Source organism: Microvirga sp. VF16 (assembly GCF_016864375.1).
Taxonomy (GTDB): Bacteria; Pseudomonadota; Alphaproteobacteria; order Rhizobiales; family Beijerinckiaceae; genus Microvirga.
The window spans coordinates 528,526-549,571 of sequence record NZ_CP069356.1 but is presented as its reverse complement, the minus strand read 5'-3'; the positions used below and the strand labels follow the sequence as shown (position 1 = coordinate 549,571).

The following is a 21,046-nucleotide window of genomic DNA, read 5'->3' as shown; positions in this document are numbered from 1 at the left end:
CCCCAAGGCCGGCAATCCAGCCCCGACCTCCCGGAACAGACATGGCCAGGGCCGCATAAAAAATCGATTGGGAAGTGAGGGTCGCGATATAAAGGCCGTATAAAGACGCCGGCCCGGCCGGAGCCTAGACGGTATCCAGCAGTCGGTAGCCGATGCCCGGTTCCGTCAGGATAAAGCGTGGGTCGGACGGATTGGGCTCGATCTTCTGCCGGAGTTGGCCGACATAGACGCGCAGGTACTGGGTGTCGTTGTCGTGGGCGGCGCCCCAGACGGCGGTCAGGATCTGCTTGTGGGTCACCACCTTGCCCGCATGGCCCGCCAGAAAGGCAAGAAGGTCGAACTCCTTCGGGCTCAAGTTCACCTCTGTCCCCTGCCATGCGACCCGACGCCGGGGGACATCGATCTCCAGCCCGCCGACGCTGACCACGGGGGTCTCGCCCTTGCGCTGCATGCGGTGGCGTAGCGCGGTACGCAGTCTGGCCATGAGTTCGCCCATTCCAAAAGGCTTGTTCACGAAATCATCGGCGCCGAGATCAAGGGCAGCGATCTTCTCAGCCTCACGGTCGCGGGCCGAGAGGACAATGATCGGCACGTCCGACCATTCGCGCACCCGGGCGATCACGTCTTTGCCGTCCAAGTCGGGCAGGCCGAGATCGAGCACGACAACGTCAGGAGCATCGGCGGCGATGCGCTTCAAGCCCTCGGCTGCCGTGCCGGCGCTCAGGGCTTCGTACTCGTTCACCTCGAGGGCCGGCCGGAGGAAGCGATGGATCGCCGGCTCGTCGTCGATGACGAGCACCCGTGTCGGATGGCTCATGGCGTGTTTTCCTCCAGAGGAATCCGTATGAAGATACGGGTGCCATGCCCGTTCGCGACAGGACTTTCCGCGGCAATCGACCCGCCATGCGCTTCAATGATCCCTTTCGCGATGGCCAACCCCAGCCCGGTTCCCTTGCCTCCGTCTCCATCCTGTTCCCGGCCTCGCGCGAACTTCTCGAAGACGATTGGGAGCAGGTTTTGCGGAATACCCGGACCGTCGTCGGTCACAGATAAGATGATGCCATCGCCGTCGCGGCGCGCCGCGAGGACCACCTGCGCATCCGGCCCCGCGTACCGGACGGCGTTGCCCACGATGTTGGCCAGAGCCTGATCGAGCAGGGAAGGATCGGCCACAGCGAAGGACAGTTGTGGGTCGATATTGAGACGGAGGGCTTGGGTTGCCCCTCTTCGCTTGGCCAGAGCCACGACGCGGTCGAAAGCCTCCCGGATGTCGATCCAGTCCTTGCGTAGCTCGAGCCCTCGAGCCTCGACACGGGTCATCGACAGGAGATTGCGGACCATTCTGTCGAGATGCTCCGCCTCATCCTTCACCTGGTCCAGAAGATCCCGTCGGGCATGCTCCGGCAGCTTTGGCCCGTACTCGATCAGTCCGGTCGCCGCGCCAAGAATGGAGGCGAGCGGCGTTCGGAAGTCATGGCTGATCGAGGCCAGCAGGGTGTTGCGCACCCGTTCCGTTTCGGCGGCCGTGTTGGCCGTCACGATCTCTCGCGTCAACCGCGCCCGCTCCAGGGCCGCAGCCGTCAGCTCCGCCACCGTCTCGACCAGGGTGCGGATCTCCGGATCGAACGCGGCTCCGTTGGGGGCGACACCCAGGACCCCGACCCGACCATGGGACGAACGCAACGGCAGAAAAATCCAGCGCGCCGAGGGGAGCGTTCCCGTACCCGCGCCGGCGGCCTCATCCCGTTCGTAGGCCCAGCGCGCGGCCGAGGCAGAGGCCGTATCGAGTTCATCCTCCGGAGGCCAGGAGGCCACCAGCTCAAGGGTATCAGTTTGAGGCAGGAGGATTGCCGCGGGATGGTTGAGATAACCATTCAGTTCCACGACCGCTCCTTCGGCGACCGCATTCGCATCGGGGAAGCTCGAGAGCCGGCGGGTGAACTCGTAGAGCCGCCGCGTCGCCCGGGCCCGAATGACCGCCGCCGCCGCCTGCTCCCGCGCCCGTCCGGCCAGGGCTGAGGTCAGAACGGCTGCGCCGAGGAAGATGAACAGGGCCAGCAGTTCGTGCGGGCGGGCAACCGTGAAGGTGTAGACGGGATCGATGAAGAAGAAGTTGTAGCCTAAGAACGACAGGATTGAGCTGACGATGGCGGGCCAGATCCCAAACCGCACGGCGGCAAAAAGCACCGCCACCAGGAAGATCATGGAGACGTTCGGCAACGAGACGGCCGACGTCATCATCCGTCCAACCACAATCGCTCCGGCGACAGCAAGGGCCGACCACACGAAGGGCGTCCACGACCGATCTATGTTCACGCGTGGCCTGCGGGTCCACCACCGCATCCTCCGAACCTGTCCGTCCTTGGCGGTGACGACATGAATGGCGATGTCCTCGGCGTGATGAACCAGTTGATGCGGCAGCGAGCGTCCGAGGAGTTCGGACCACCAGCCGCCGCGGGATCGTCCTACCACGATCTGAGTGACGTTCTCAAACCGGGCGAAGCGCAGAAGCTCCTGGACCATGTCGCCGGCCACCAGCGTCTTGGTTTCATCAGCGCCCAGCCGCGCGGCGAGTTGAAGCGTTTCATCCACGCGATGCCGTTGGTCGTTTCCGAGGCTCTCGCCCGGACGCTCGACGGTCACAGCGAGCCAGGGCGCTCCGATCGCATCCGCGAGACGCTTGGCGTGCCGCACCACCGCGGGGGAGATCTCGTCGGCGCCGACACAGACCAGAATGCGCTCCCCCGCAGCCCACGGGCCCTCGACGCCGCCACCCTGCATCCGCTCAAGCAAATCGCTGTCGATGCGCTCGGCGGCGCGGCGCAGCGCCAGCTCCCGCAAGGCCACGAGGTTGTTGGGACGGAAGAAGTTGTCCACGGCGCGCGCTGCCGTGTCCTGAACATAGACCTTTCCCTCGGCCAGCCGTTTGAGAAGCTCATCCGGTGGCAGGTCAACGAGAACCAACTCATCCGCCTCATCGAACACCGCATCGGGCACGGTTTCGCGAACGCGCACCCGTGTAATCCGCTGAACGATGTCGTTGAGGCTTTCGAGATGCTGAACGTTCAGCGTCGTCCAGACGTCGATGCCTGCCGCCAGCAGTTCCTCGATGTCCTGCCATCGCTTCGGATGGCGGCTGCCGGGGGCATTCGTGTGGGCGTATTCATCGACGAGGATAAGCTTTGGGTGGCGGTTCAGAGCAGCATCGAGGTCGAACTCCTGCACCATGCGACCCCGGTAGGGAACGGAGAGACGAGGCAGGATCTCGAAGCCCTGGAGAAGCTCCTCCGTTTCCTGACGCCCATGCGTCTCGACGAGGCCGATGATCACGTCAGCGCCGTCCTCGCGCGCCGTTCGGGCGGCCTGGAGCATGGCATAGGTCTTTCCAACGCCGGGAGCCGCCCCAAGAAAGATCTTGAGGCGGCCGCGTCCCTCCCGGTTGGCCAAGGTGAGCAGCGCGTCGGGCGATGCCCGGGGCGTCTCGGTCAGACCCATCAGAGCGAAACCTCCTGCGTCTTAGGATAAACCATCGTCGTGTCCCTCACGAACCCAGCCGGTCGAGCGCGCGGTTGACCCGCAGGACATTGACCCGTGGCTCCCCGAAGACTCCAAAGGTACGTCCCTCGGTTGCATCTTCGATGACCTGCCGGACCTGAGCCTCGGGAAGGTTTCGAGCCGTGGCAATTCGGCCGACCTGCTCCTCCGCGTAGGCCGGGGACGTGTGCGGGTCGAGGCCGCTGCCGGAGGTGGTGATCGCATCCCCGGGGATTGGCTGTGCCAAGCCCAATCCGCGCCAGGCTTCGGCGGAGACCGTCAGGCGTTCCGCCAGCTTCTGGGAGGTTGGCCCCAGATTGGAGCCTGCCGACGCCGCCGCGTTATAGGGCGCATCCACCGTTTTTGTCGGATCCGCCGGATCCTGAGCACTCGTCGCCGAGAGGCGTGGCCACAGGTAGCGGTCGGATGTGAACGCTTGTCCGATCAGATCGGAGCCGATCACGCGGCCGTCTCGTGTGATGAGGCTTCCGCTGGCCTGTGCGGGGAAGAGAGCCTGGCCGATCCCCGTCAAAACCAAGGGGTAGGCAAGCCCTGTCAGGGCTGTGAACAGCAGGAGGAGAACCAAAGCGGGACGAAGATGGGACATGTCGGCCTCCTTTCAGGCCCAGCCAATCGCCGTGACAGCGAGGTCGATGATCTTGATGCCGATGAAGGGCACGATGAGTCCGCCCAAGCCGTAGATCAGGAGATTGCGACGCAGCAGAGTTGCAGCCCCCAGAGCGCGGTAGGGAATGCCGCGCAAGGCGAGCGGGATCAGCGCAATGATGATGAGGGCATTGAAGATCACCGCCGACAGAATGGCACTCTGCGGCGTTGACAGGCCCATGACGTTGAGCGCACCGAGCTGGGGGATGGCCGCCACGAACAGCGCCGGGATGATGGCAAAGTATTTGGCGACGTCGTTGGCGATGGAGAACGTGGTCAGCGAGCCACGCGTCATCAGGAGCTGCTTGCCGATGCCGACGATCTCGATGAGCTTCGTCGGGCTGGAGTCGAGGTCCACCATGTTGCCGGCCTCGCGGGCAGCCTGCGTACCGGATTGCATCGCAACCCCCACATCCGCCTGCGCCAAAGCCGGAGCGTCGTTCGTGCCGTCGCCACACATGGCGACGAGGCGCCCTTCGGCCTGAGCACGGCGGATGTAGTTGAGCTTGTCCTGTGGCGTGGCTTCAGCAATGAAGTCGTCGACGCCCGCTTCCGAGGCAATCGCCGCCGCCGTCACCGGATTGTCGCCGGTCACCATGACGGTGCGGATGCCCATGCGGCGCAGTTCCGCGAACCGTTCCTTGATGTCGGGTTTGACCACATCCTTGAGGTGGATGACGCCCAGGATCCGGTTGCCGTCGGCGAGCCCGAGCGGCGTGCCGCCCGAGCGGGCGATCCGGTCCACGGCGGCTGCAAAACCCTGATCCGTCACGCTCCGCCCGCTGGCGTCGCGAACGAAGCGGAGTACGGCATCCACCGCTCCCTTGCGCAAGGATCGATTGCCGAGATCAACGCCAGAGAGACGTGTCGTTGCGGTGAATTCGATGAAGCGGGCATTCTCCGGCGACTGCTCCGGAACTCGCACACCATACTTTTCCTGAACCAACGCCACGATCGAGCGGCCCTCCGCCGTCTCGTCCGCAAGGCTCGCGAGCAATGCAGCTTCCGCCGCTTCGCGCTCCGAGACGCCGGACACCGGGATGATCTCGGACGCCATGCGGTTGCCGAAGGTGATGGTGCCCGTCTTGTCGAGGAGCAACGTATCGACGTCGCCTGCGGCCTCCACGGCACGGCCCGACATGGCAAGCACATTGAAGCGGATCAGTCGGTCCATGCCCGCGATGCCGATGGCCGAGAGCAGGCCGCCGATTGTCGTCGGGATCAGCGTCACGAGCAGCGCCACCAGAACCGGAACGGGAACATCGGCTCCTGAGTAGTGTCCCAACCCTGCAAGAGTCACGATGGTGATCAGAAAGACGATGGTCATGCCCGCCAGCAGGACGTTGAGAGCGATCTCGTTCGGGGTCTTCTGCCGTTCGGCCCCTTCCACGAGGGCAATCATCCGGTCCAGGAACGAGGATCCTGGCGCCGCCGTGATGCGGACAACGAGCCGGTCGGAGATCACAGTCGTGCCGCCCGTCACGGCGGAGCGATCGCCGCCGGATTCGCGGATCACAGGCGCCGACTCGCCTGTGATGGCGGCCTCATTCACCGAGGCGATGCCTTCCACGACCTCACCGTCACCCGGGATCAGGTCCCCGGCCTCGATGAGCACGAGATCGCCGACCTCGAGGTCGAGAGCGGGCACCGTGACATACAGTTCCTTGCGCTCCTGATCGTAAAGCCGCTTGGCGACGGTTTGCGTCCGGGCCTGGCGCAACGTGTCGGCCTGCGCCCGGCCACGCCCTTCGGCCACGGCTTCGGCGAAATTAGCGAAGATTACCGTGAACCAGAGCCACGCCGCAATCTGCCCCGTGAAGAAGGCAGATGCACCTGTCACAAGATCCCGGACAAGGAGGATGGTAACGAGCAGAGCTACAACCTCCGTGACGAAGATCACCGGATTGCGAATGAGCTTTCCAGGATCGAGCTTCCTGAACGAGTCGAGGATCGCCTGACGCAGGATCGCTCCGTCGAGCATCGATACAGTCGGTTGAATGTGTTTGCTCATGGAGCACCTGTCAGAATGTCTTGCCCGCCAGCATCAGCATCTGCTCGGCGATGGGGCCGAGAGCGAGAGCCGGAAAGAACTGAAGTCCGCCGAGGATCAGGATCACGCCGATCAACAGGCCGATGAACAGCGGACCGTGGGTCGGGAACGTGCCAGTCGAGGATTCAAGCCTCGTCTTCGCCGAGAGCGATCCCGCGATGGCCAGCATCGGCACGATGTAGGCAAAGCGGCCGAGCAGCATCGCGAGCCCGAGCGTCGTGTTGTACCAGGGCGAGTTGGCGGTCAGGCCTGCGAAGGCGGAGCCATTGTTGCCGGCCGCCGACGAATAGACATAGAGGATCTCGGAAAGGCCGTGCGGTCCCGCATTGAGGAGCCCGGCGAGCCCTTGCGGGATGACGGCTGAAACCGCCGAGAAGCCGAGGATCGCGGTCGGCAGGATCAGGATGGCGAGCATCGCCATCTTGACCTCCTTCGCCTCGATCTTCTTGCCGAGATACTCCGGTGTCCTGCCGACCATGAGTCCCGCCACGAACACGGCGATGATTGCCATGACGAGGATGCCGTAGAGGCCCGATCCGACACCGCCCGGCAGGATCTCGCCGAGCTGGATCAGGAACATCGGAATCAATCCGCCGATGGGTGTGAAGCTCGCATGCATGGCATTGACCGCACCCGTGGACAGGCCGGTGGTGACGGCGGCCCACAGAGCAGAGAGAGCCAAGCCGAAGCGAACCTCCTTGCCTTCCATGTTGCCATCGGCCGGGTTGATGCCCGCCGCGTGCAGCATCGGCGTGCCAACGGCTTCGGCCGCGTAGGTGATGCCGATGCCGGCCACAAGCAGGATGCCCATCACCCAAAGCAGGGCCCGTGCCTGCCGGCTGTCCCCGACGAGGCGCCCGAAGGCGAACACGACAGCGACTGAGATCACCAGCATCTGCCAGATCTGCACGACGTTCGTCAGCGCCGTCGGGTTCTCGAAGGGGTGCGCCGCATTCACGTTGAAAAATCCGCCGCCATTCGTGCCGAGCTGCTTGATCGCGATCTGGCTCGCAACGGGCCCGAGAGCGATGATCTGCTTCGCGCCTTCAAGCGTCGTGGCATCGCCGGAAGCACGCAGGGTCTGCGGCAGCCCCAGCGCCACGAGCACAAGCGCCGTGACGGCAGCAAGAGGGAGGAGGACATAGAGGGTTGAGCGGGTCATGTCGGCCCAGAAGTTGCCGACCGTGCCGACCTTGGAGCGGAGAAAGCCCCGCACGAGCGCCATGGCGAGAGCAAGCCCCGTCGCAGCCGACAGGAAGTTCTGCACGGTCAACCCTGCCATCTGCGAGAATTGGCTCATGGTGGTCTCGCCACCATAGGATTGCCAGTTGGTGTTGGTGACAAACGAGACGGCGGTGTTGAAGGCAAGATCCGGCGAGAGGCCGCCAAAGCCCTGCAGATTGAACGGCAGGACACCCTGCATCCTCAGGATACCATAGAGCAGCAGGAATCCTGCTCCGTTGAACACGAGCATGGCGAGCGCATAGGCACGCCAGCCCTGCTCGCGGGCAGGATCGACGCCCGCCAAGGCATAGAAGCTTTGCTCGACAGGATCCAGCACAGGCGAAAGGAACGTGCGCTTGCCTGCATAGATCCGCGCCATGAAGGCTCCTATGGGGATCGCTGCCAGCAAGACGGTTGCAAGAATGATGGCGATCTGGAGCCAGCCAATGAGTGTCATGACGGGCTCCTAGAAGCGTTCCGGCCTGACCAGCGCCAGGACTAGGTAAGCAGCGAGCCCAAAGGCGACGGTGCCGCCAAGGAGAAGATCGAGGGACATGGAGAGGCCTCCCTCACAGCCGCTCGGCTGCACGAGCATACAGCGCCATCAGCGCGAAGAACCCGAGGCCGACAACGAGATAGACAAGATCATCCATAACAGCACCCATAGATAGGAGTGCCGCAAGCTAGCTCTGAAGGGCATCAAGTCTCGATTGGGAAATGCGGCAGAGAATATAAAGGCGGTATAAAGGACTAGCTACCTTTTGAACTGAGGGATGCTTGGCGAAGAGGCTTGATCGGGCCAGCAACGGTCTCTGCATGCCGCCGTGTTAAGGTCAGCGCATCGCGCCTCTGCAAAACCTCAGCCTAGTTGCAGAGCATGCTATCTGGAGAGATAGCGGCACGTCACGGCTGCAACTCCCCTTAGCTCGGTAGATCGACTTCGCAGAGGATCACTTATTGAGTGCTTCCTTCATCGCCCATTCAGGCCAACAGTGATTTCTTCGCAAGCGACATGAAACCAGGAGATCTGCGGTGAAATACCTGCTCACGTTCTTAATGCTGGTTGCCCTTTCTGTCGCGACGCCGAGTCACGCCGGCAACACGTCCTCAAACTCCAGTTCGAACTCCTCAAATGGGGTCCATACTCGGGTCGATACTGTCATCACGGACGAGGGACGGGGGCGAACCGTCTATGAACGGCGCGTGTATCGCCAACGTGAACGGGATGATGATCGCTCGAAACGCCGCTGGCCGCGCGGCGAGGATGACAATTAGTGTCGCGTAGTTCCGATAAGACACTTTTCCGAAAATCTGGCGAATAAACGCCTCCTCAGAGACAGAAATACCAGTGATCGGAAAACACTGGTGCGCGGCGACCGAACTGACGTTGTTCCCTGGACAAGCGAGCGGCCGACTTGCTTTATTCTCTAGGTTCTTGGTGCAAGCTCCCTTTTTGGCTTGACCGGGAACTGCAACGGGCGCATCTGGCTTCTCATCGGCGCCCTGCTTCGGCGGGCGTCGAACCCACAGGAACCCTGAACCCCATGCCAAGCGACAGTCCCAGTCGATTGACCACGCCGTTGCCGGCCCGCGCGCGCCTGATCGCTTGATCGGCTCGCCTACGACCGGTCTGCAACGGCTGGTCGGAACCGAGGTGAGCCATGACCCTCCTGAACCTGATCCCGCTCCGCGCCCGTGAGCGCCCTGAGCCTGCTTCCGCGGACGACCGCAGCATTCTGCTGATGGTGGCCCTGCTCCTCGGCCTCGTGTTCGTGCCCATCATCGGCCTGCACATCGCCGCCGTCGCCTTCGACCCCGAAGTTGCGGCATCCTCGCCGGACAACCTCGCCCATCACGTTACCCCGCCGGCGAAGCACACGCGCGGCTGATCCGTTACACGCTGGAACGAACCGATGATGCATTTCCATGGCCTGCGCCAGGGCCGTCTCGTGCGCCTCGCACACGAGAGCACCACGCTCCCTGCTCCCTCTGACATGCTCTGGATCGACCTCCTCGATCCCACGCACGAGGAAGAGAAGGCCGTCGAGGCGCTGCTCGGGCTTCAGGTGCCAACCCGGCAGGAGATGGCCGAGATCGAGGAATCGGCCCGCCTGTACGAGGAGCACGGCGCCCTGGTCATGACCGCCGTGATCATCAACGGCGTGGCCGAGGGCCGGCCGTCCCGTACCCAGGTCACCTTCGTGCTCACTCCAACCCATCTGGTCTCGGTGCGCTACGCCGACCCGGTGCCCTTCCGCACGTTCATGGCCAAGTGCCAGCGCCAGCCGGAGGCCCACACCACCAGCGACAGCCTCCTGGCCTCGCTCCTGGAGAGCATCGTCGAGCGCGCCGCTGACGTGCTGGAGATGGTGGCCGCCGACTTGAACGAGGTCTCGACAAGGCTGTTCATCGAGGACCGCAGACCGAAACGCCGGGCCAAGCGGGTCGAGGACGAGCTCCAGGTGCTGATCAAGCGGCTCGGGCGCAAGAACATGACGGTGGCGATCCTGCGCGAGAGCCTGCTGTCGCTGTCGCGGCTGGTGCCGTACCTGCGCCAGGGCGCCGAGGAGTGGCTCACCAATGGCAGCCCGGCCCGGCTGAAGCAGGTCGAGCGCGACCTGCGCTCGCTCTCGGCCTACGAGGGACAGCTCTCGTCCGAGATCGTGTACCTGCATGACGCGACGCTCGGACTGATCAACCTCGACCAGAACCGCATCATCAAGGTGTTCTCGATTGCCGCCGTGCTCTTTCTGCCGCCGACCCTGGTCGGCACGATCTACGGCATGAATTTCGAATTCATGCCGGAGCTGGATTGGGACTACGGCTATGCCGTCGCCCTGGTCCTCATGGTGATCTCGGCCGTACTGCCCTATCATTGGTTCAAGTGGAGGGGCTGGCTCTAGCCCTCGTCCCTCCGGCCGGTCGCCAGGAGGATCGCCATGCTCCACCCCGTGCGCGCGTTGCTTGTTCTCGCTCTCACCTGGGTGGCGGCTCTGATCCCCACCATGCCCGCCCGGGCGCAGACGGAGGTGGATCTCGCCCTCGTCATTGCTGTGGACATCTCCTACTCCATGGACACGGACGAGCAGGAATTGCAGCGGGAGGGCTTTGCCGAGGCGTTCCGTTCGCCGCTCGTCCACGACGCGATCCGCCATGGCATGCTGGGCCGGATCGGCGTCACCTACATGGAATGGGCCGGATCGGGAGATCAGCAGGTGATCATCCCCTGGACGATCCTCGACAATATCGAGAGCCTGATGGCCTTTGCCGACAGGATCGCCTCGATCCCGTTGCACCGGGCGCAGCGCACGTCGGTCTCGGGCGCCATCGATGCAGCCGCGAACCTGTTCGACGGCAGTGGCCTAGAGGCCTCCCGCAGGGTGATTGACGTGTCCGGTGACGGCGCCAACAACCAGGGCCGCTCGGTCACGCACGCCCGCGACGAAGCCCTTGCGAAAGGGATCACGATCAACGGCTTGCCCATCATGCTGAAGAAGCCGGGCTCCCTCGACGATCCGGACCTCGACCTCTACTTCCGCGACTGTGTCATCGGCGGTCCGGGCGCCTTCATGGTGCCGGCACGCGAGAGGTCGCAGTTCCAACTGGCGATCAAGGCCAAGATCCTCCTTGAAGTCTCAGGGCTGCCGCCGTCCGAGGAGCCTCTGATCAGACCCGTGCAAGGTGATGCGACCCGTCGGGCGAACTGCTTCGCGGGCGAGGCCCGCTGGCAGGACCGGTTTGGCAATTAGAGGCTGCTGGCATCCCTGCCAGACCAGTTCAGTGCTTCGGCCTGAGCCAAGAGGCAGAGCCCTCGAACCCGGAATCGCAGGCCCAGGCGGAGCATGCGCTTCGCGGCTTTCGGTCGGCCTGCCGTGTCGAGGGTTTCGGCCAGGACAATCAGACGTCGGGCCGCGCTTTCCTGCCTGTGGGCTTGCCGTGTTAGGTCTTGATGATGGTGCCACGTTATCAGTCGTAGCCGCCGTGTCGCCATACCTACTTCCCGTCATGACCTGGGACGAGCGATCATCCCGTCCCCCTGCTGCCGCAATCAAACGGTAGCGTAGCCTTGACTGCCTGAACGGGAGCTTAGGATGGTCGGCATCAGGCGCTGCCTTGCAACCCTGCTGGTGGCTATAGGGATCTCGGTCACAGGGGCTGGGAGCGCCCAAGCCAAGACCGAGGTTGATCTCGCACTCGTGCTCGCGGTCGATATCTCCCAGTCCATGGAGACGGGTGAGCAGGAACTGCAACGGGAAGGCTAGTCGATGCCTTCCGCTCGCCGGAAGTGCACCGCGCCATCCGCCAGGGCATGCTTGGACGTATTGCCGTCGTCTATGCCGAGTGGTCTGGGGCCATGGAGCAAGAGGTCGTCGTCCCTTGGACCGTGATCGAGTATTCCGAGGATGCGCTTGGTTTTGCCGAACGTCTGGCGCGAAGCCCGATCCGCCGCGCGGGATACACATTCGTCTCAGGGGTGGTTGATTTCAGTATCGGGCTGCTCCGCGAGAGGGGGGGTCGATCCCGCTCGCCGGGTGATCGACATCTCCGGCGATGGGGCGAACAACCAGGGCCGCGCGGTCACGGTGGCGCGTGACTAGGCCCTGGCTCAGGGGATCACGATCAACGGCTTGCCGATCATGCTGAAGCGGCCCGACGGCTTCTGGGACATAGAGAACCTCGACCTGTACTTCTGTGACTGCGTGATCGGAGGACCGGGCGCGTTCATGATCCCGGTGCGGGAGAAAGCGCAGTTTGCCGCAGCCATCCGGACGAAGGTCGTCCGTGAGATTGCCGAAAGGCCCCAGACCGAGCTCCTTGCTCAGCCGGCCCAGGCGGAAGCACGGGCCAATTGCCTGGCCGGAGAACTCCGGCGGCAGCAGCGAATGGGGAATTGACCAATTCCGGGAGCGGATCAAAGCCAGCCGCTTCGGCGGAAGCGCCAGTAAAGCCACCCGCAAACCGACGCGATGATCGCCAGCACGAGGGCGTAGCCGTACTTCCATTGCAGCTCGGGCATGAACTCGAAATTCATGCCGTAGATCCCGGCCACCGCCGTTGGCACCGCCAGGATGGCCGCCCAGGCGGCGAGCTTGCGGGTGATCTCGGTCTGCTGGGACTGGCCCCGCATCAGGCTCGCCTCGAACGCGAAGGCCAGCACCTCTCGCAGCGACTCGATCTCCTCCTGCACCCGGCGGATGTGGTCGGAGACGTCACGGAACAGCGGCTGCATCGCCACGTCGATCCCCGGCAGCCCGGGCTGCTCCAGGCGGCGGCAGACCTCGACCAGCGGCACCGCGGCATTGCGCAGCCGCAGAAGATCCCGGCGGAGCTGGTAGATGCGGGTCATCTGGTCCTGAGATGGATTCGCGCTCAGGACGCTGTCCTCAATCTCCTCGACCTCCGCCTGGATCGTCTCGATCACCGGCATGTAGTTGTCGACGATGAAATCGAGAATGGCATAAAGGATGAAATCCTCCCCCTCCGAGAGGGACTTCGGGGCGGCCTCGCAGCGCTCCCGGACCGGCGTGTAGGTCGTGGAAGGCCCATGGCGGACCGAGATCACGTAACCACGCCCGATGAACAGGTGCGTCTCGCCGAAGGCAATCCGCCCCTCCAGCATCTGGGCCGTGCGGGCCACCACGAACAGCGCCTCGCCGTATTGCTCGACCTTGGGCCGCTGGTGCGCCTTGAGCGCATCCTCGATGGCAAGCTCGTGCAGGCCGAACTCGGCTTGGAGCCGCCGCAGGAGATCGAGACCGGGCTCGTGCAGGCCGATCCAGACCACGTGCCCCGGCTTGCGGGACCATTCCCCCGCCTCGTCGATAGCAATATCGGCCACGCGCCGGCCGCCCGCATAGGCGGCCGCGGCCACCACGCCGGGGGTGCGGCCGGGCTGGGCTGAAACGAGCTTGAGCGAGTTCGCCATGACCTATCAACGCTTGGCAGTGGCGTACGGTGCCCCCGGCGGGGGTGCCGACACCCGCGTGCCGCCCAAGGTGAAACCCTCCAGGGCACGGCTCCGTTAGGCCACGGAAGCCGAGTACGTTTTGTCAGTAAGGGAGGGCTGATCATGGCCACCACCGGAGTCAGCGCAGCCACCGCCACCGGCTCTCCAGACTACGCGCACGCTGCCCCGACCTCCTTTTGGGCCCTCACGCTCGGCTCCATCGGCGTGGTCTACGGCGACATCGGCACCAGCCCGCTCTACGCCCTCAAGGAAAGCCTCGCCGCCGCGACCGCGCATGCGGGTCACGCCGCCTTGACGCGCGAGATGGTGATCGGAGTGGTCTCCCTGATCCTCTGGGCCCTGATCATCATCGTCACGCTCAAGTACGTGGCCATCGTCCTGCGGGCCGACAACAACGGCGAGGGCGGCACCCTCTCCCTCGTGACCCTGGCGCAACGCGCCCTCGGCCACAGCACCGGCGCCACCATCATCCTCGGCATGGTCGGCGCCTCGCTGTTCTACGGCGATGCCATCATCACGCCCGCGATCTCCGTCCTCTCAGCGGTCGAGGGTCTCAAGCTGGTGACGCCCGCCTTCGATCCCTACGTCGTGCCACTCAGCCTCGCCATTCTGATCGGCCTGTTTGCGGTGCAACGCCACGGGACCGCGAGCGTGGCGATGTTCTTCGGGCCGATCACCGCCTTCTGGTTTGCCGTCATGGGCATCGGCGGCCTCATGCACATCCTGGACGACCCAGGCATCGTCGGCGCCATCAACCCGGTCCATGGCCTCAGCTTCCTGGTAAGCCACGGCACGGCCGGACTGTTCGCGCTTGGCGCGGTCTTCCTGTCGGTTACCGGGGCCGAGGCGCTGTATGCCGATCTCGGCCACTTCGGCCGCGCGCCGATCCGCGCCGCCTGGCTCGGCTTCGTCTTGCCGGCGCTCGCCCTCAACTATCTCGGCCAGGGCGCCATGCTGCTGGCTCATCCCGAGATGCTGGAGAACCCGTTCTTCCTGCTTTACCCCTCCTGGGCGCTGCTGCCGATGGTGATCCTCGCCACGGTGGCCACCATCATCGCCAGCCAGGCGGTGATCACCGGCGCGTTCTCGATCTCGCAGCAGGCGATGCAGTTGGGCGTGCTGCCGCGCTTCCGGGTCCTACGCACCTCCGAAACCGAGAAGGGCCAGATCTATATCCCGTTCATCAACTGGCTCCTGCTCGCCGCCGTCATCCTGCTCGTCGTGCTGTTTGAGACCTCCAGCGCCCTCGCGGCCGCTTATGGCATCGCCGTGACCGGCGACATGGTCATCACCACATGTCTCCTGTTCATCGTGGCCTGGAAGTTCTGGCGCTGGTCACCAGTGGTCACGGTGCTGGTGCTGGCGCCGTTCTTCGTCATCGAGCTGATCTTCCTGGGGGCCAACGCGCTCAAGATCCCGCAGGGCGGCTGGTTCCCGCTGCTGACCGGCGCGGGGCTGTTCACCCTGATGTGGGTGTGGCGCAAGGGCTCGCGTCTCTTGGCCGAGATCTCGCATCAGGGCCGTCCGCCCCTGCCCGAGTTCATCCGGATGGCCGAGAGCAGTCCAGTGCCGCGGGTGCCCGGCACGGCCATGTTCCTGACCGGCAACGCCCAGGACGTTCCGGCGGCTCTGTTGCACAATATGAAGCACAACAAGGTGCTGCACGACCAGAACGTCATCCTGACCGTGGTGACCGAGGAGGTGCCGCGTCTCCTGGAAGAAGGGCGTGTGACCATTGAGAAGCTCTCGGACCGGTTCTCGCGCGTGATGGTGCGGTTCGGCTTCATGGAGAGCCCGAACCTGCCCAGGGCGCTACGGGAGGCAGGCTTCGATCTGGAGAACGTGTCATTCTTCCTGTCGCGGCGGGCCTTGCAGGCGTCGCGTCAGTCGGGCTTGCCGCTGTGGCAGGACAACATCTTCATCCCGCTCGCGCGCTCGGCGAGCGACGCCTCGGATCATTTCTGCATCCCGGAGGATCGGGCCGTCGAGGTGGGTGCGCGGATCACGATCTGACCGAAGGCATGGGGTCGTCTCCCATGAGCCGTGAGTCCCTGGGAGCCTTTGTCTTGCGGCCTCGATCCCGGGCCACGGGGATCCGATCGGACGGCAGGGACGCTAAGGGATGAGCCACAGAATGGAGAGGAGGATCGAGAGCCCGGCCGTCACCCTTGCCATCCTGCGCCAGTACCTGAAGTCCCATTCCCTCTGGTAGGGCACGTCGCCGGTGTACGGGGTGAGCGGAGCCTTCAGGGCATCCTGAAAATGCTGCCAGGAGCGCCTCGCGATCAGCATGGCAACAACGGACACCCCGCCGAAGACAACGGCGAAACACCAGAGGCGGTCATTGTAGGCGCCGAATGTCACGCGAGGCTCCATGGAAGGAACTCGGGCAGCCTGCCTTATCCAGATAGGGCTCAGCTCCCTCTCGTCAGTGCCCGGTAGCGGCGTGGGGAGCGGTCACGGGCTTGGACTCGAGTGATCCCCGTTCCCGCAGGTAGATGCCGAGCACCGGCAGCACGGCAATCGACAGGAACTCGCTCTGCCAGTTCTGGAAGCTCTCGTACCAGAACTCCGGCTCCGCCAGGGTGTCGGCCATGGTCTGTGGCGGCTGATGATGCTGGAGCGCCTCCTCGTTCATCCGGCGCGTGCTCCCCGCCAGGTGCAGCCAGAAGGACGCGAGGAACAGCGTGACCAGTGCGATGCTGAGGGAATGCGAGTAGAGCTTCAGCAGCGGCCGCCGCGATGCACGGGCCAGGGAGCATCCGGATCGTTGCGCTTGGCGGAGGGCGGTTCATCCTCGGGGTTGTCCTCATCCGGCTTCTTGGACTCCGAGGCGCCCTTCTGGAACAGGAAGATGGTGAGCAGCACGTAGGCCGCCATCTGGAGGAACTCGCTCTCCCAGTTCTCGAACACCGCCGAGATGAAGTGGCCGCTGGTCAGGTACTCCAGAAAGCCGGTGGCAGGAAGTTCATGCAGACGGAGTTCCTCAGCGTGGGCCTTCCAGCCTGTAATTGCCTGACCAACAAGGGAAACCAGGAACAGGGTGAACAGCATCACCGACAGGCCATTGTCCCGAAGGAACCGCCGCATACGCCTGACCTCACCCGAACTGCCACGGTTTGACAACGCCGGACCATGCGCCCGGTTTCCGGTCCCATCCCGCCGTTGAGAACGCCCCCGGTTGTTGCATTGGATCGGCCACGACGATCGTCCTGTCGCTCCGGCCCGCCAAGTCGGCGGAATGCCGGATCCCGTAATGTCATCCGAATTCGGGCATGCCACTGCCGAGGCGGGAAACCAAGCCGAAGACAACTGCCTCGTCCCAGTAGTTGAGCGACGTGTCCATCGGGCGCTCGCGGGCATGCAGGGCAAGGACAATGCAAAGAACGGCAGCCAGGGCTGCCACCTCGAAGAACAGGGTCGGACCTCCGGACCCCGTCTGGAGGCCACAGATGATCAGGAACACGGCAAGCTTGAGACCGAAGCGAACGATGACGTGCCGGGATGCCTCAGGGAAGTGCCGGCTGACCGGATCCACGGGTTCACCCCCAGGATCGATGCGGCCGCGCGGGTCCGATCGCCTTCCGGAGCTCGCCGATGAGCCGGGCCGGCAGCACGGGCTTGGAGAGCGCAACCAGGTTGGGGTGGCGGTGGCGGACGTCCTCCGGGACAACACCGCCGGTGTAGATGACGGTCGGGATGCCTCGTGCGCTCAGGGCCTCCAGGATGGGCGTCACCGAGCCGTCGGCGAGGTTCACGTCCAGGACCGCCGCATCAAGCACGGCGACATCCCTGATGAGCTGGCGGGCCTCGCGCACGCTGGCGGCCGGTCCGACCGGCACCGCCTCCGCGTCCGTGAGCATCGCACTGATGCCCATCGCGATGAGCGCCTCATCCTCCACCACGAGAACACGGGATCCTGCCAGCATCGCGCTTCGTCCTTTTGAAGCTGGCCAACGAGTACCCGCGAGTGATGTTCCTCGTCGCAGGTCCCTGACGTCCGATTTCATGGCTGCCGTCCTGCATGGGTCCGGCAAGCTCAGCGGACCGGCGGATCGGGTACGGCCGTGCCAGACCCAGGCCACGAGGTCTGCTCGACGCGGGATGGTTGTGCTGGCGGTCGACTTGTGGGGCGGCTGCCCGGGTGGATGACCTCCGCACCGTCTGCCGGTCAAGCGGGATGAGCGTGAGCCGCGGTCGCCTCCCGCAACCTGGCGGCGCGCCGACGCTCCTCGAGGGCGGCCTGACACAGGTGCGAGGCTGCGGATCGCAAGCATAGGGTCCGGTCCATCTGGCCCTGGTCGGCGAGATGCCCGGCCTCGCGGTCGAGCACCGCGATGGCGCGGTCCCGCGCCTCGGCCCAGCGTTCGAGGGCCTCGGCATGCCTGAGGAACTCAGCCGGACAACAGACCCGGATCATCGCTGCACCCGGAACGTTCTGGTTGGGAAAACCGACCCTGCCCGAGAATTGCGTTCAAACCGAGTTCATGCGCCCGTGATGCCCGCGGCGCCTCCCCCGAGGGCTGCCTAACGACCATGGGGCGCTGGCGATCTGGTTGCCGCACGGCAGCCTCGATCGTAGAATCGCGGGTGCCTGACGGGCGGGGTTGCTGCGATCATGGAGGCTGCCATGGGACGCAAATACATCGACTGCCGTGCCTTCCCGAGCGAGATGAACTGCTCGATCACCATCATCGCCGACACCGAGACCGAACTGATCGAGGCCGCCGTGCAGCATGCGGTGGCCGTGCACGGCCATCAGGACACGCCCGAGCTGCGCGACCAGCTCCGGGGCGCGATCCGGGACGGCATGCCCTCCGAGGCAGCGCCATCCCGCGCCGCCTGACGGGTCAAAGCAGCCCGCCCCGGCACTACCTCCTTTGGGGAGCTTGCATCGTGCCGTGCCGGATCCCACTTGGCGGCCAGAACACGGCGAGAGCCGGGTGTCATCGGAGGAAGCCCATGTCCACCACGTCTGGACAGTCTGTTCGTCCGGCCTTGGGGAACACTCCCCGTGTCTATCCGCCCGACCTCCAGCCCCTGCTGCAATCGATCCTGGCCGCTTTGGCCGACATCGACTTCGTGCATGAAAGTGAGGTCGCGATCGTCAGGGACAGCGACGCGGACGAGTGGCTCAAGCAGACCGTGATCCGCAGGTTGGAAGAGCGCCACCGGGAGCGGCGTGCGCCGTACGTCCGGCAGCTTGCGGCCGTGGAGGAGCGTATCCGGGCGCTCGCCGCCTGACTGAAGTGCTTTCGTCATCGCCCATTCAGGCCACGTATGGTGTCGTCACCGGCTACTCAAAGCCAGGAGGTGATGGTGCAGCACTTGTTCATGATCTCAATGCTGCTCACGTTGTGTATCGCGACACCGAGCCAGGCCGGCAATACGTCATCAAACTCCAGCTCGAGCTCCTCGAACGGAGTCCATACCCGGGTCGACACTGTCATCACGGACAATGATCGCTCCAGGCGCCGCTGGCAGCGCGTGGAGGATGACGACTGAGGATCGCGCGCCGGCGATGTCGCCTTCTGCGACGAGGGCTGGACGATCCTTAGTAGGTACCGAGCGTGAAAAACTGGCTTCAGGATGAGCTACCGTTGGGCAACCGTCAGCCGTGGGGACCACAACGGCCGGAGAAGCGGTTCGGCTACAACCCCACCGATCATCGCAAAGGCCGCCAGGATGAGCCCAAGCCGGCCATAGAGCACAAAGCGATCCTTACGGGTCATGCACCCTCGCAATCGTTTGGCTGGAATCAGGTCAGACGGATCCTTGTGGCCAATTGTGGCGACAATACTGCTCAGATTTGAGGGGGGTGCTGCGCGTGATGCGCGTGTTTCCCTCGAACGGTGATCCCCATCAGAGCATGCGGCAGCGGCTTGGACCTTTGGGTCACGAACCCCTCGATCAGCCTGAACTGACCCATCCATAAGCCAGCGCTCGGAAGGTCTGCAACGGGTCCAGGCTGTGTGGAAATGCGTTCGTCTGTTAAGCTGCTGGTTGATCAGCGGAGGGCGAGATGAAGCGTTTCGTTGAAGGGCAAGACCGTCGGCAGACCACCCTGCTTCCTGAGTGCCTGGACGACTATGTGGCGCCCGACAATCCCATGCGCATCATCGAAGCTTTTGTCGATGAACTGGGCCTGGCGGCCCTCGGCTTTGCCGGCGTGGTGCCGGAGGCAACAGGCCGCCCGTCGTACCACCCCGCTATCCTGCTCAAGATCTACATCTACGGCTATCTCAACCGCATTCAGTCGAGCCGGAGGCTGGAACGGGAGAGTCAGCGCAACCTCGAACTGATCTGGCTGACCGGCCGGCTGAGGCCCGACTTCAAGACCATTGCCGACTTCCGCCGCGACAACGGGCCAGCCATCCGTGCGGCCTGTGCCCAGTTCATCGTGCTGTGCCGCAAGCTCAACCTGTTTACCCGCGCGGTCGTTGCTCTCGACGGCTCCAAGTTCAAGGCCGTCAACAACCGCGACAAGAATTTCACCACCGCCAAGGTGGCCAAACGCATCGAGCAGGTCGAGGCCAGTATTGCCCGCTACCTGGCGGCGCTCGATCGAGCCGACCGGCAGGACAACGATGTGGCCGAGGCCCGCACAAGCCGGCTCAAGGAAAAGATCAAGGGCCTGCGCCGGCAGATGCAAGCCCTCAACGCTATGGGCCAGCAGGTCGAGGCCGCGCCCGACCAGCAGATCTCCCTCACCGATCCGGATGCGCGCTCGATGGCCACCAGCGGCAAGGGCACGGGCATCGTCGGCTACAATGTGCAGATGGCGGTGGAGGCCGAGCATCATCTCATCGTGGCGCACGAGGTGACCAATGTCGGCAACGACCGCACAACTGCTCGCGATGGGATGGCAAGCCCAGGACGTGATGGCGTGCGAGGAAATCACTGCGCTGGCCGATCGAGGTTACTACAATGGCGAGGAGGTGCTGGCCTGTGAGGGAACCGGCGTGCTGCCCTGCGTTCCCAAGACCCAGACCTCCGGCAACACCAACCGCGGTCTCTTCACCGGGCAGGACTTCGTCTACGACGCCGAGCATGACCGCTACATCTGCCCGGCGGGCCAGCACCTGACGAAGGGCAAGGTACGCTCAGATCGTCGGGACACAATCGATCATTGCCGCAACCTGACCGCCTGTCCGACCTGTGCCCTCAAGCCCCGGTGCACGCCGGACAAGCACAAGCGGGTGAAGCGCTGGCAGCACGAGGATGTGCTTGACCGGATGCAGGCCCGGCTGGATGGCATGCCTGAGGCCATGACAATCCGGCGGCAGACGGTGGAGCATCCGTTCGGGACCATCAAGGCCTGGATGGGCAGCGCGCATTTTCTGATGAAGACCCTGGAGAAGGTCAAAACCGAGATGAGCCTGCACGTGCTGGCCTACAACCTGAAGCGAGTCATCAACATCCTGGGCGTGGGGCCCCTGCTGAAGGCTCTCGAAGCCTGACGCCACACGCCCGCCCATGCGCACCATGGCGGCACCCGCGAAACAGCGCCCGTCATCCGCACGAGGGCAGCAGCGTTTTGACACATTGGGTAATCGCGGAGCGAGTCGCCCTAAGACCGGATGGTCACTGCATGGAAGAGCGGG

19 protein-coding genes and 4 pseudogenes are annotated in these 21,046 nt (G+C 64.3%); 10 read left to right on the top strand and 13 right to left on the bottom strand.

Annotated features, from left to right (window positions below; genetic code table 11):
• Positions 1 to 124: 124 nt before the first annotated feature.
• Genes JO965_RS34910 through kdpF form a run of 6 tightly spaced genes read right to left on the bottom strand, consistent with a single transcriptional unit; the run spans position 125 to position 8,030 of the window.
• Positions 125 to 817, bottom strand: coding sequence for a winged helix-turn-helix domain-containing protein (locus tag JO965_RS34910; RefSeq protein ID WP_203446540.1), 693 nt, complete (start codon positions 815 to 817; stop codon positions 125 to 127).
• Positions 814 to 3,495 carry a sensor histidine kinase KdpD gene (locus JO965_RS34905; RefSeq protein ID WP_203446539.1) on the bottom strand — a complete coding sequence of 894 codons (2,682 nt, stop codon included), beginning with the start codon at positions 3,493 to 3,495 and terminating at the stop codon, positions 814 to 816. The genes JO965_RS34910 and JO965_RS34905 overlap by 4 nt, the downstream gene beginning before the upstream one ends.
• 46 nt (positions 3,496 to 3,541) lie before the next feature.
• Positions 3,542 to 4,141 (bottom strand): potassium-transporting ATPase subunit KdpC, encoded by a 600-nt coding sequence (gene kdpC, locus JO965_RS34900; RefSeq protein WP_203446538.1) that lies wholly within the window; start codon positions 4,139 to 4,141, stop codon positions 3,542 to 3,544.
• 12 nt (positions 4,142 to 4,153) lie between these two features.
• Positions 4,154 to 6,211 carry a potassium-transporting ATPase subunit KdpB gene (gene kdpB / locus JO965_RS34895; RefSeq protein WP_203446537.1) on the bottom strand — a complete coding sequence of 686 codons (2,058 nt, stop codon included), beginning with the start codon at positions 6,209 to 6,211 and terminating at the stop codon, positions 4,154 to 4,156.
• Positions 6,212 to 6,221: 10 nt separating this feature from the next.
• Positions 6,222 to 7,931 (bottom strand): potassium-transporting ATPase subunit KdpA, encoded by a 1,710-nt coding sequence (gene kdpA, locus JO965_RS34890; RefSeq protein ID WP_203446536.1) that lies wholly within the window; start codon positions 7,929 to 7,931, stop codon positions 6,222 to 6,224.
• Positions 7,932 to 7,940: 9 nt separating this feature from the next.
• A complete protein-coding gene (gene kdpF / locus JO965_RS34885) occupies positions 7,941 to 8,030 on the bottom strand; it encodes a K(+)-transporting ATPase subunit F (RefSeq protein ID WP_203446535.1) in 90 nt (29 codons plus the stop codon).
• 476 nt (positions 8,031 to 8,506) lie between these two features.
• On the opposite strand from kdpF, the gene JO965_RS34880 reads away from it, so the two are divergent.
• The 6 genes and pseudogenes from JO965_RS34880 (at position 8,507) to JO965_RS49015 (ending at position 12,369) form a co-directional block, all read left to right on the top strand.
• The gene (locus tag JO965_RS34880; RefSeq protein ID WP_203446534.1) at positions 8,507 to 8,749 is read left to right on the top strand and encodes a hypothetical protein; all 243 of its coding nucleotides are present in this window, start codon (positions 8,507 to 8,509) and stop codon (positions 8,747 to 8,749) included.
• A 386-nt stretch (positions 8,750 to 9,135) separates the two neighbouring features.
• Entirely contained in the window at positions 9,136 to 9,363 is a 228-nt protein-coding gene (locus tag JO965_RS34875; protein ID WP_203446533.1) for a hypothetical protein, read from the top strand.
• Between the two features lie 24 nt (positions 9,364 to 9,387).
• Positions 9,388 to 10,377: a magnesium transporter CorA family protein gene (locus tag JO965_RS34870; RefSeq protein WP_203446532.1), complete on the top strand. Its 990-nt coding sequence runs from the start codon at positions 9,388 to 9,390 to the stop codon at positions 10,375 to 10,377.
• Positions 10,378 to 10,413: 36 nt separating this feature from the next.
• A complete protein-coding gene (locus JO965_RS34865) occupies positions 10,414 to 11,223 on the top strand; it encodes a DUF1194 domain-containing protein (RefSeq protein ID WP_203446531.1) in 810 nt (269 codons plus the stop codon).
• A gap of 342 nt (positions 11,224 to 11,565) precedes the next feature.
• Positions 11,566 to 12,068: pseudogene (locus JO965_RS49715) on the top strand (DUF1194 domain-containing protein).
• A pseudogene (locus JO965_RS49015) lies at positions 11,953 to 12,369 on the top strand (DUF1194 domain-containing protein). Before JO965_RS49715 ends, JO965_RS49015 begins: the two co-directional pseudogenes overlap by 116 nt.
• 17 nt (positions 12,370 to 12,386) lie before the next feature.
• Here JO965_RS49015 and corA read toward each other — a convergent pair.
• Positions 12,387 to 13,400, bottom strand: a complete 1,014-nt coding sequence (gene corA, locus JO965_RS34855; protein WP_203446530.1) for a magnesium/cobalt transporter CorA — start codon at positions 13,398 to 13,400, stop codon at positions 12,387 to 12,389.
• Between the two features lie 144 nt (positions 13,401 to 13,544).
• Between corA and JO965_RS34850 the strand changes: the two genes are divergently transcribed.
• Positions 13,545 to 15,455 carry a potassium transporter Kup gene (locus tag JO965_RS34850; protein WP_203446529.1) on the top strand — a complete coding sequence of 637 codons (1,911 nt, stop codon included), beginning with the start codon at positions 13,545 to 13,547 and terminating at the stop codon, positions 15,453 to 15,455.
• A 102-nt stretch (positions 15,456 to 15,557) separates the two neighbouring features.
• Here JO965_RS34850 and JO965_RS34845 read toward each other — a convergent pair whose 3' ends face one another.
• The 5 genes and pseudogenes from JO965_RS34845 to JO965_RS34825 form a co-directional block, all read right to left on the bottom strand.
• The gene (locus JO965_RS34845; protein WP_203446528.1) at positions 15,558 to 15,806 is read right to left on the bottom strand and encodes a hypothetical protein; all 249 of its coding nucleotides are present in this window, start codon (positions 15,804 to 15,806) and stop codon (positions 15,558 to 15,560) included.
• Between the two features lie 64 nt (positions 15,807 to 15,870).
• Positions 15,871 to 16,532: pseudogene (locus tag JO965_RS34840) on the bottom strand (DUF6766 family protein).
• Positions 16,533 to 16,701: 169 nt separating this feature from the next.
• Positions 16,702 to 16,980, bottom strand: a complete 279-nt coding sequence (locus JO965_RS34835; protein ID WP_203446527.1) for a hypothetical protein — start codon at positions 16,978 to 16,980, stop codon at positions 16,702 to 16,704.
• Positions 16,981 to 16,984: 4 nt separating this feature from the next.
• The gene (locus tag JO965_RS34830; protein WP_203446526.1) at positions 16,985 to 17,452 is read right to left on the bottom strand and encodes a response regulator; all 468 of its coding nucleotides are present in this window, start codon (positions 17,450 to 17,452) and stop codon (positions 16,985 to 16,987) included.
• A 161-nt stretch (positions 17,453 to 17,613) separates the two neighbouring features.
• Positions 17,614 to 17,862: a hypothetical protein gene (locus JO965_RS34825; protein ID WP_203446525.1), complete on the bottom strand. Its 249-nt coding sequence runs from the start codon at positions 17,860 to 17,862 to the stop codon at positions 17,614 to 17,616.
• A gap of 210 nt (positions 17,863 to 18,072) precedes the next feature.
• On the opposite strand from JO965_RS34825, the gene JO965_RS34820 reads away from it, so the two are divergent.
• Together JO965_RS34820 and JO965_RS34815 are read left to right on the top strand one after the other, a co-directional pair.
• A complete protein-coding gene (locus JO965_RS34820; protein WP_203446524.1) occupies positions 18,073 to 18,288 on the top strand; it encodes a DUF1059 domain-containing protein in 216 nt (71 codons plus the stop codon).
• 116 nt (positions 18,289 to 18,404) lie between these two features.
• The gene (locus JO965_RS34815; RefSeq protein WP_203446523.1) at positions 18,405 to 18,686 is read left to right on the top strand and encodes a hypothetical protein; all 282 of its coding nucleotides are present in this window, start codon (positions 18,405 to 18,407) and stop codon (positions 18,684 to 18,686) included.
• A 350-nt stretch (positions 18,687 to 19,036) separates the two neighbouring features.
• Here JO965_RS34815 and JO965_RS34810 read toward each other — a convergent pair whose 3' ends face one another.
• The gene (locus JO965_RS34810; protein ID WP_203446522.1) at positions 19,037 to 19,174 is read right to left on the bottom strand and encodes a hypothetical protein; all 138 of its coding nucleotides are present in this window, start codon (positions 19,172 to 19,174) and stop codon (positions 19,037 to 19,039) included.
• Between the two features lie 290 nt (positions 19,175 to 19,464).
• Between JO965_RS34810 and JO965_RS34805 the strand changes: the two are divergent.
• Positions 19,465 to 20,902, top strand: a pseudogene (locus JO965_RS34805) (IS1182 family transposase).
• The last annotated feature ends 144 nt before the right edge of the window (positions 20,903 to 21,046 follow it).

Bases quoted from the DNA above. Each gene is read 5' to 3' on its own strand.
- JO965_RS34815 (WP_203446523.1), top strand. From the start codon at position 18,405: ATGTCCACCACGTCTGGACAGTCTGTTCGTCCGGCCTTGGGGAACACT.
- JO965_RS34820 (WP_203446524.1), top strand. From the start codon at position 18,073: ATGGGACGCAAATACATCGACTGCCGTGCCTTCCCGAGCGAGATGAAC.
- JO965_RS34825 (WP_203446525.1), bottom strand. From the start codon at position 17,862: ATGATCCGGGTCTGTTGTCCGGCTGAGTTCCTCAGGCATGCCGAGGCC.
- kdpB (WP_203446537.1), bottom strand. From the start codon at position 6,211: ATGAGCAAACACATTCAACCGACTGTATCGATGCTCGACGGAGCGATC.
- corA (WP_203446530.1), bottom strand. From the start codon at position 13,400: ATGGCGAACTCGCTCAAGCTCGTTTCAGCCCAGCCCGGCCGCACCCCC.
- JO965_RS34865 (WP_203446531.1), top strand. From the start codon at position 10,414: ATGCTCCACCCCGTGCGCGCGTTGCTTGTTCTCGCTCTCACCTGGGTG.
- JO965_RS34830 (WP_203446526.1), bottom strand. From the start codon at position 17,452: ATGAAATCGGACGTCAGGGACCTGCGACGAGGAACATCACTCGCGGGT.
- JO965_RS34870 (WP_203446532.1), top strand. From the start codon at position 9,388: ATGATGCATTTCCATGGCCTGCGCCAGGGCCGTCTCGTGCGCCTCGCA.
- kdpF (WP_203446535.1), bottom strand. From the start codon at position 8,030: ATGTCCCTCGATCTTCTCCTTGGCGGCACCGTCGCCTTTGGGCTCGCT.
- JO965_RS34905 (WP_203446539.1), bottom strand. From the start codon at position 3,495: ATGGGTCTGACCGAGACGCCCCGGGCATCGCCCGACGCGCTGCTCACC.
- JO965_RS34910 (WP_203446540.1), bottom strand. From the start codon at position 817: ATGAGCCATCCGACACGGGTGCTCGTCATCGACGACGAGCCGGCGATC.
- kdpC (WP_203446538.1), bottom strand. From the start codon at position 4,141: ATGTCCCATCTTCGTCCCGCTTTGGTTCTCCTCCTGCTGTTCACAGCC.
- JO965_RS34875 (WP_203446533.1), top strand. From the start codon at position 9,136: ATGACCCTCCTGAACCTGATCCCGCTCCGCGCCCGTGAGCGCCCTGAG.
- JO965_RS34810 (WP_203446522.1), bottom strand. From the start codon at position 19,174: ATGACCCGTAAGGATCGCTTTGTGCTCTATGGCCGGCTTGGGCTCATC.
- kdpA (WP_203446536.1), bottom strand. From the start codon at position 7,931: ATGACACTCATTGGCTGGCTCCAGATCGCCATCATTCTTGCAACCGTC.
- JO965_RS34850 (WP_203446529.1), top strand. From the start codon at position 13,545: ATGGCCACCACCGGAGTCAGCGCAGCCACCGCCACCGGCTCTCCAGAC.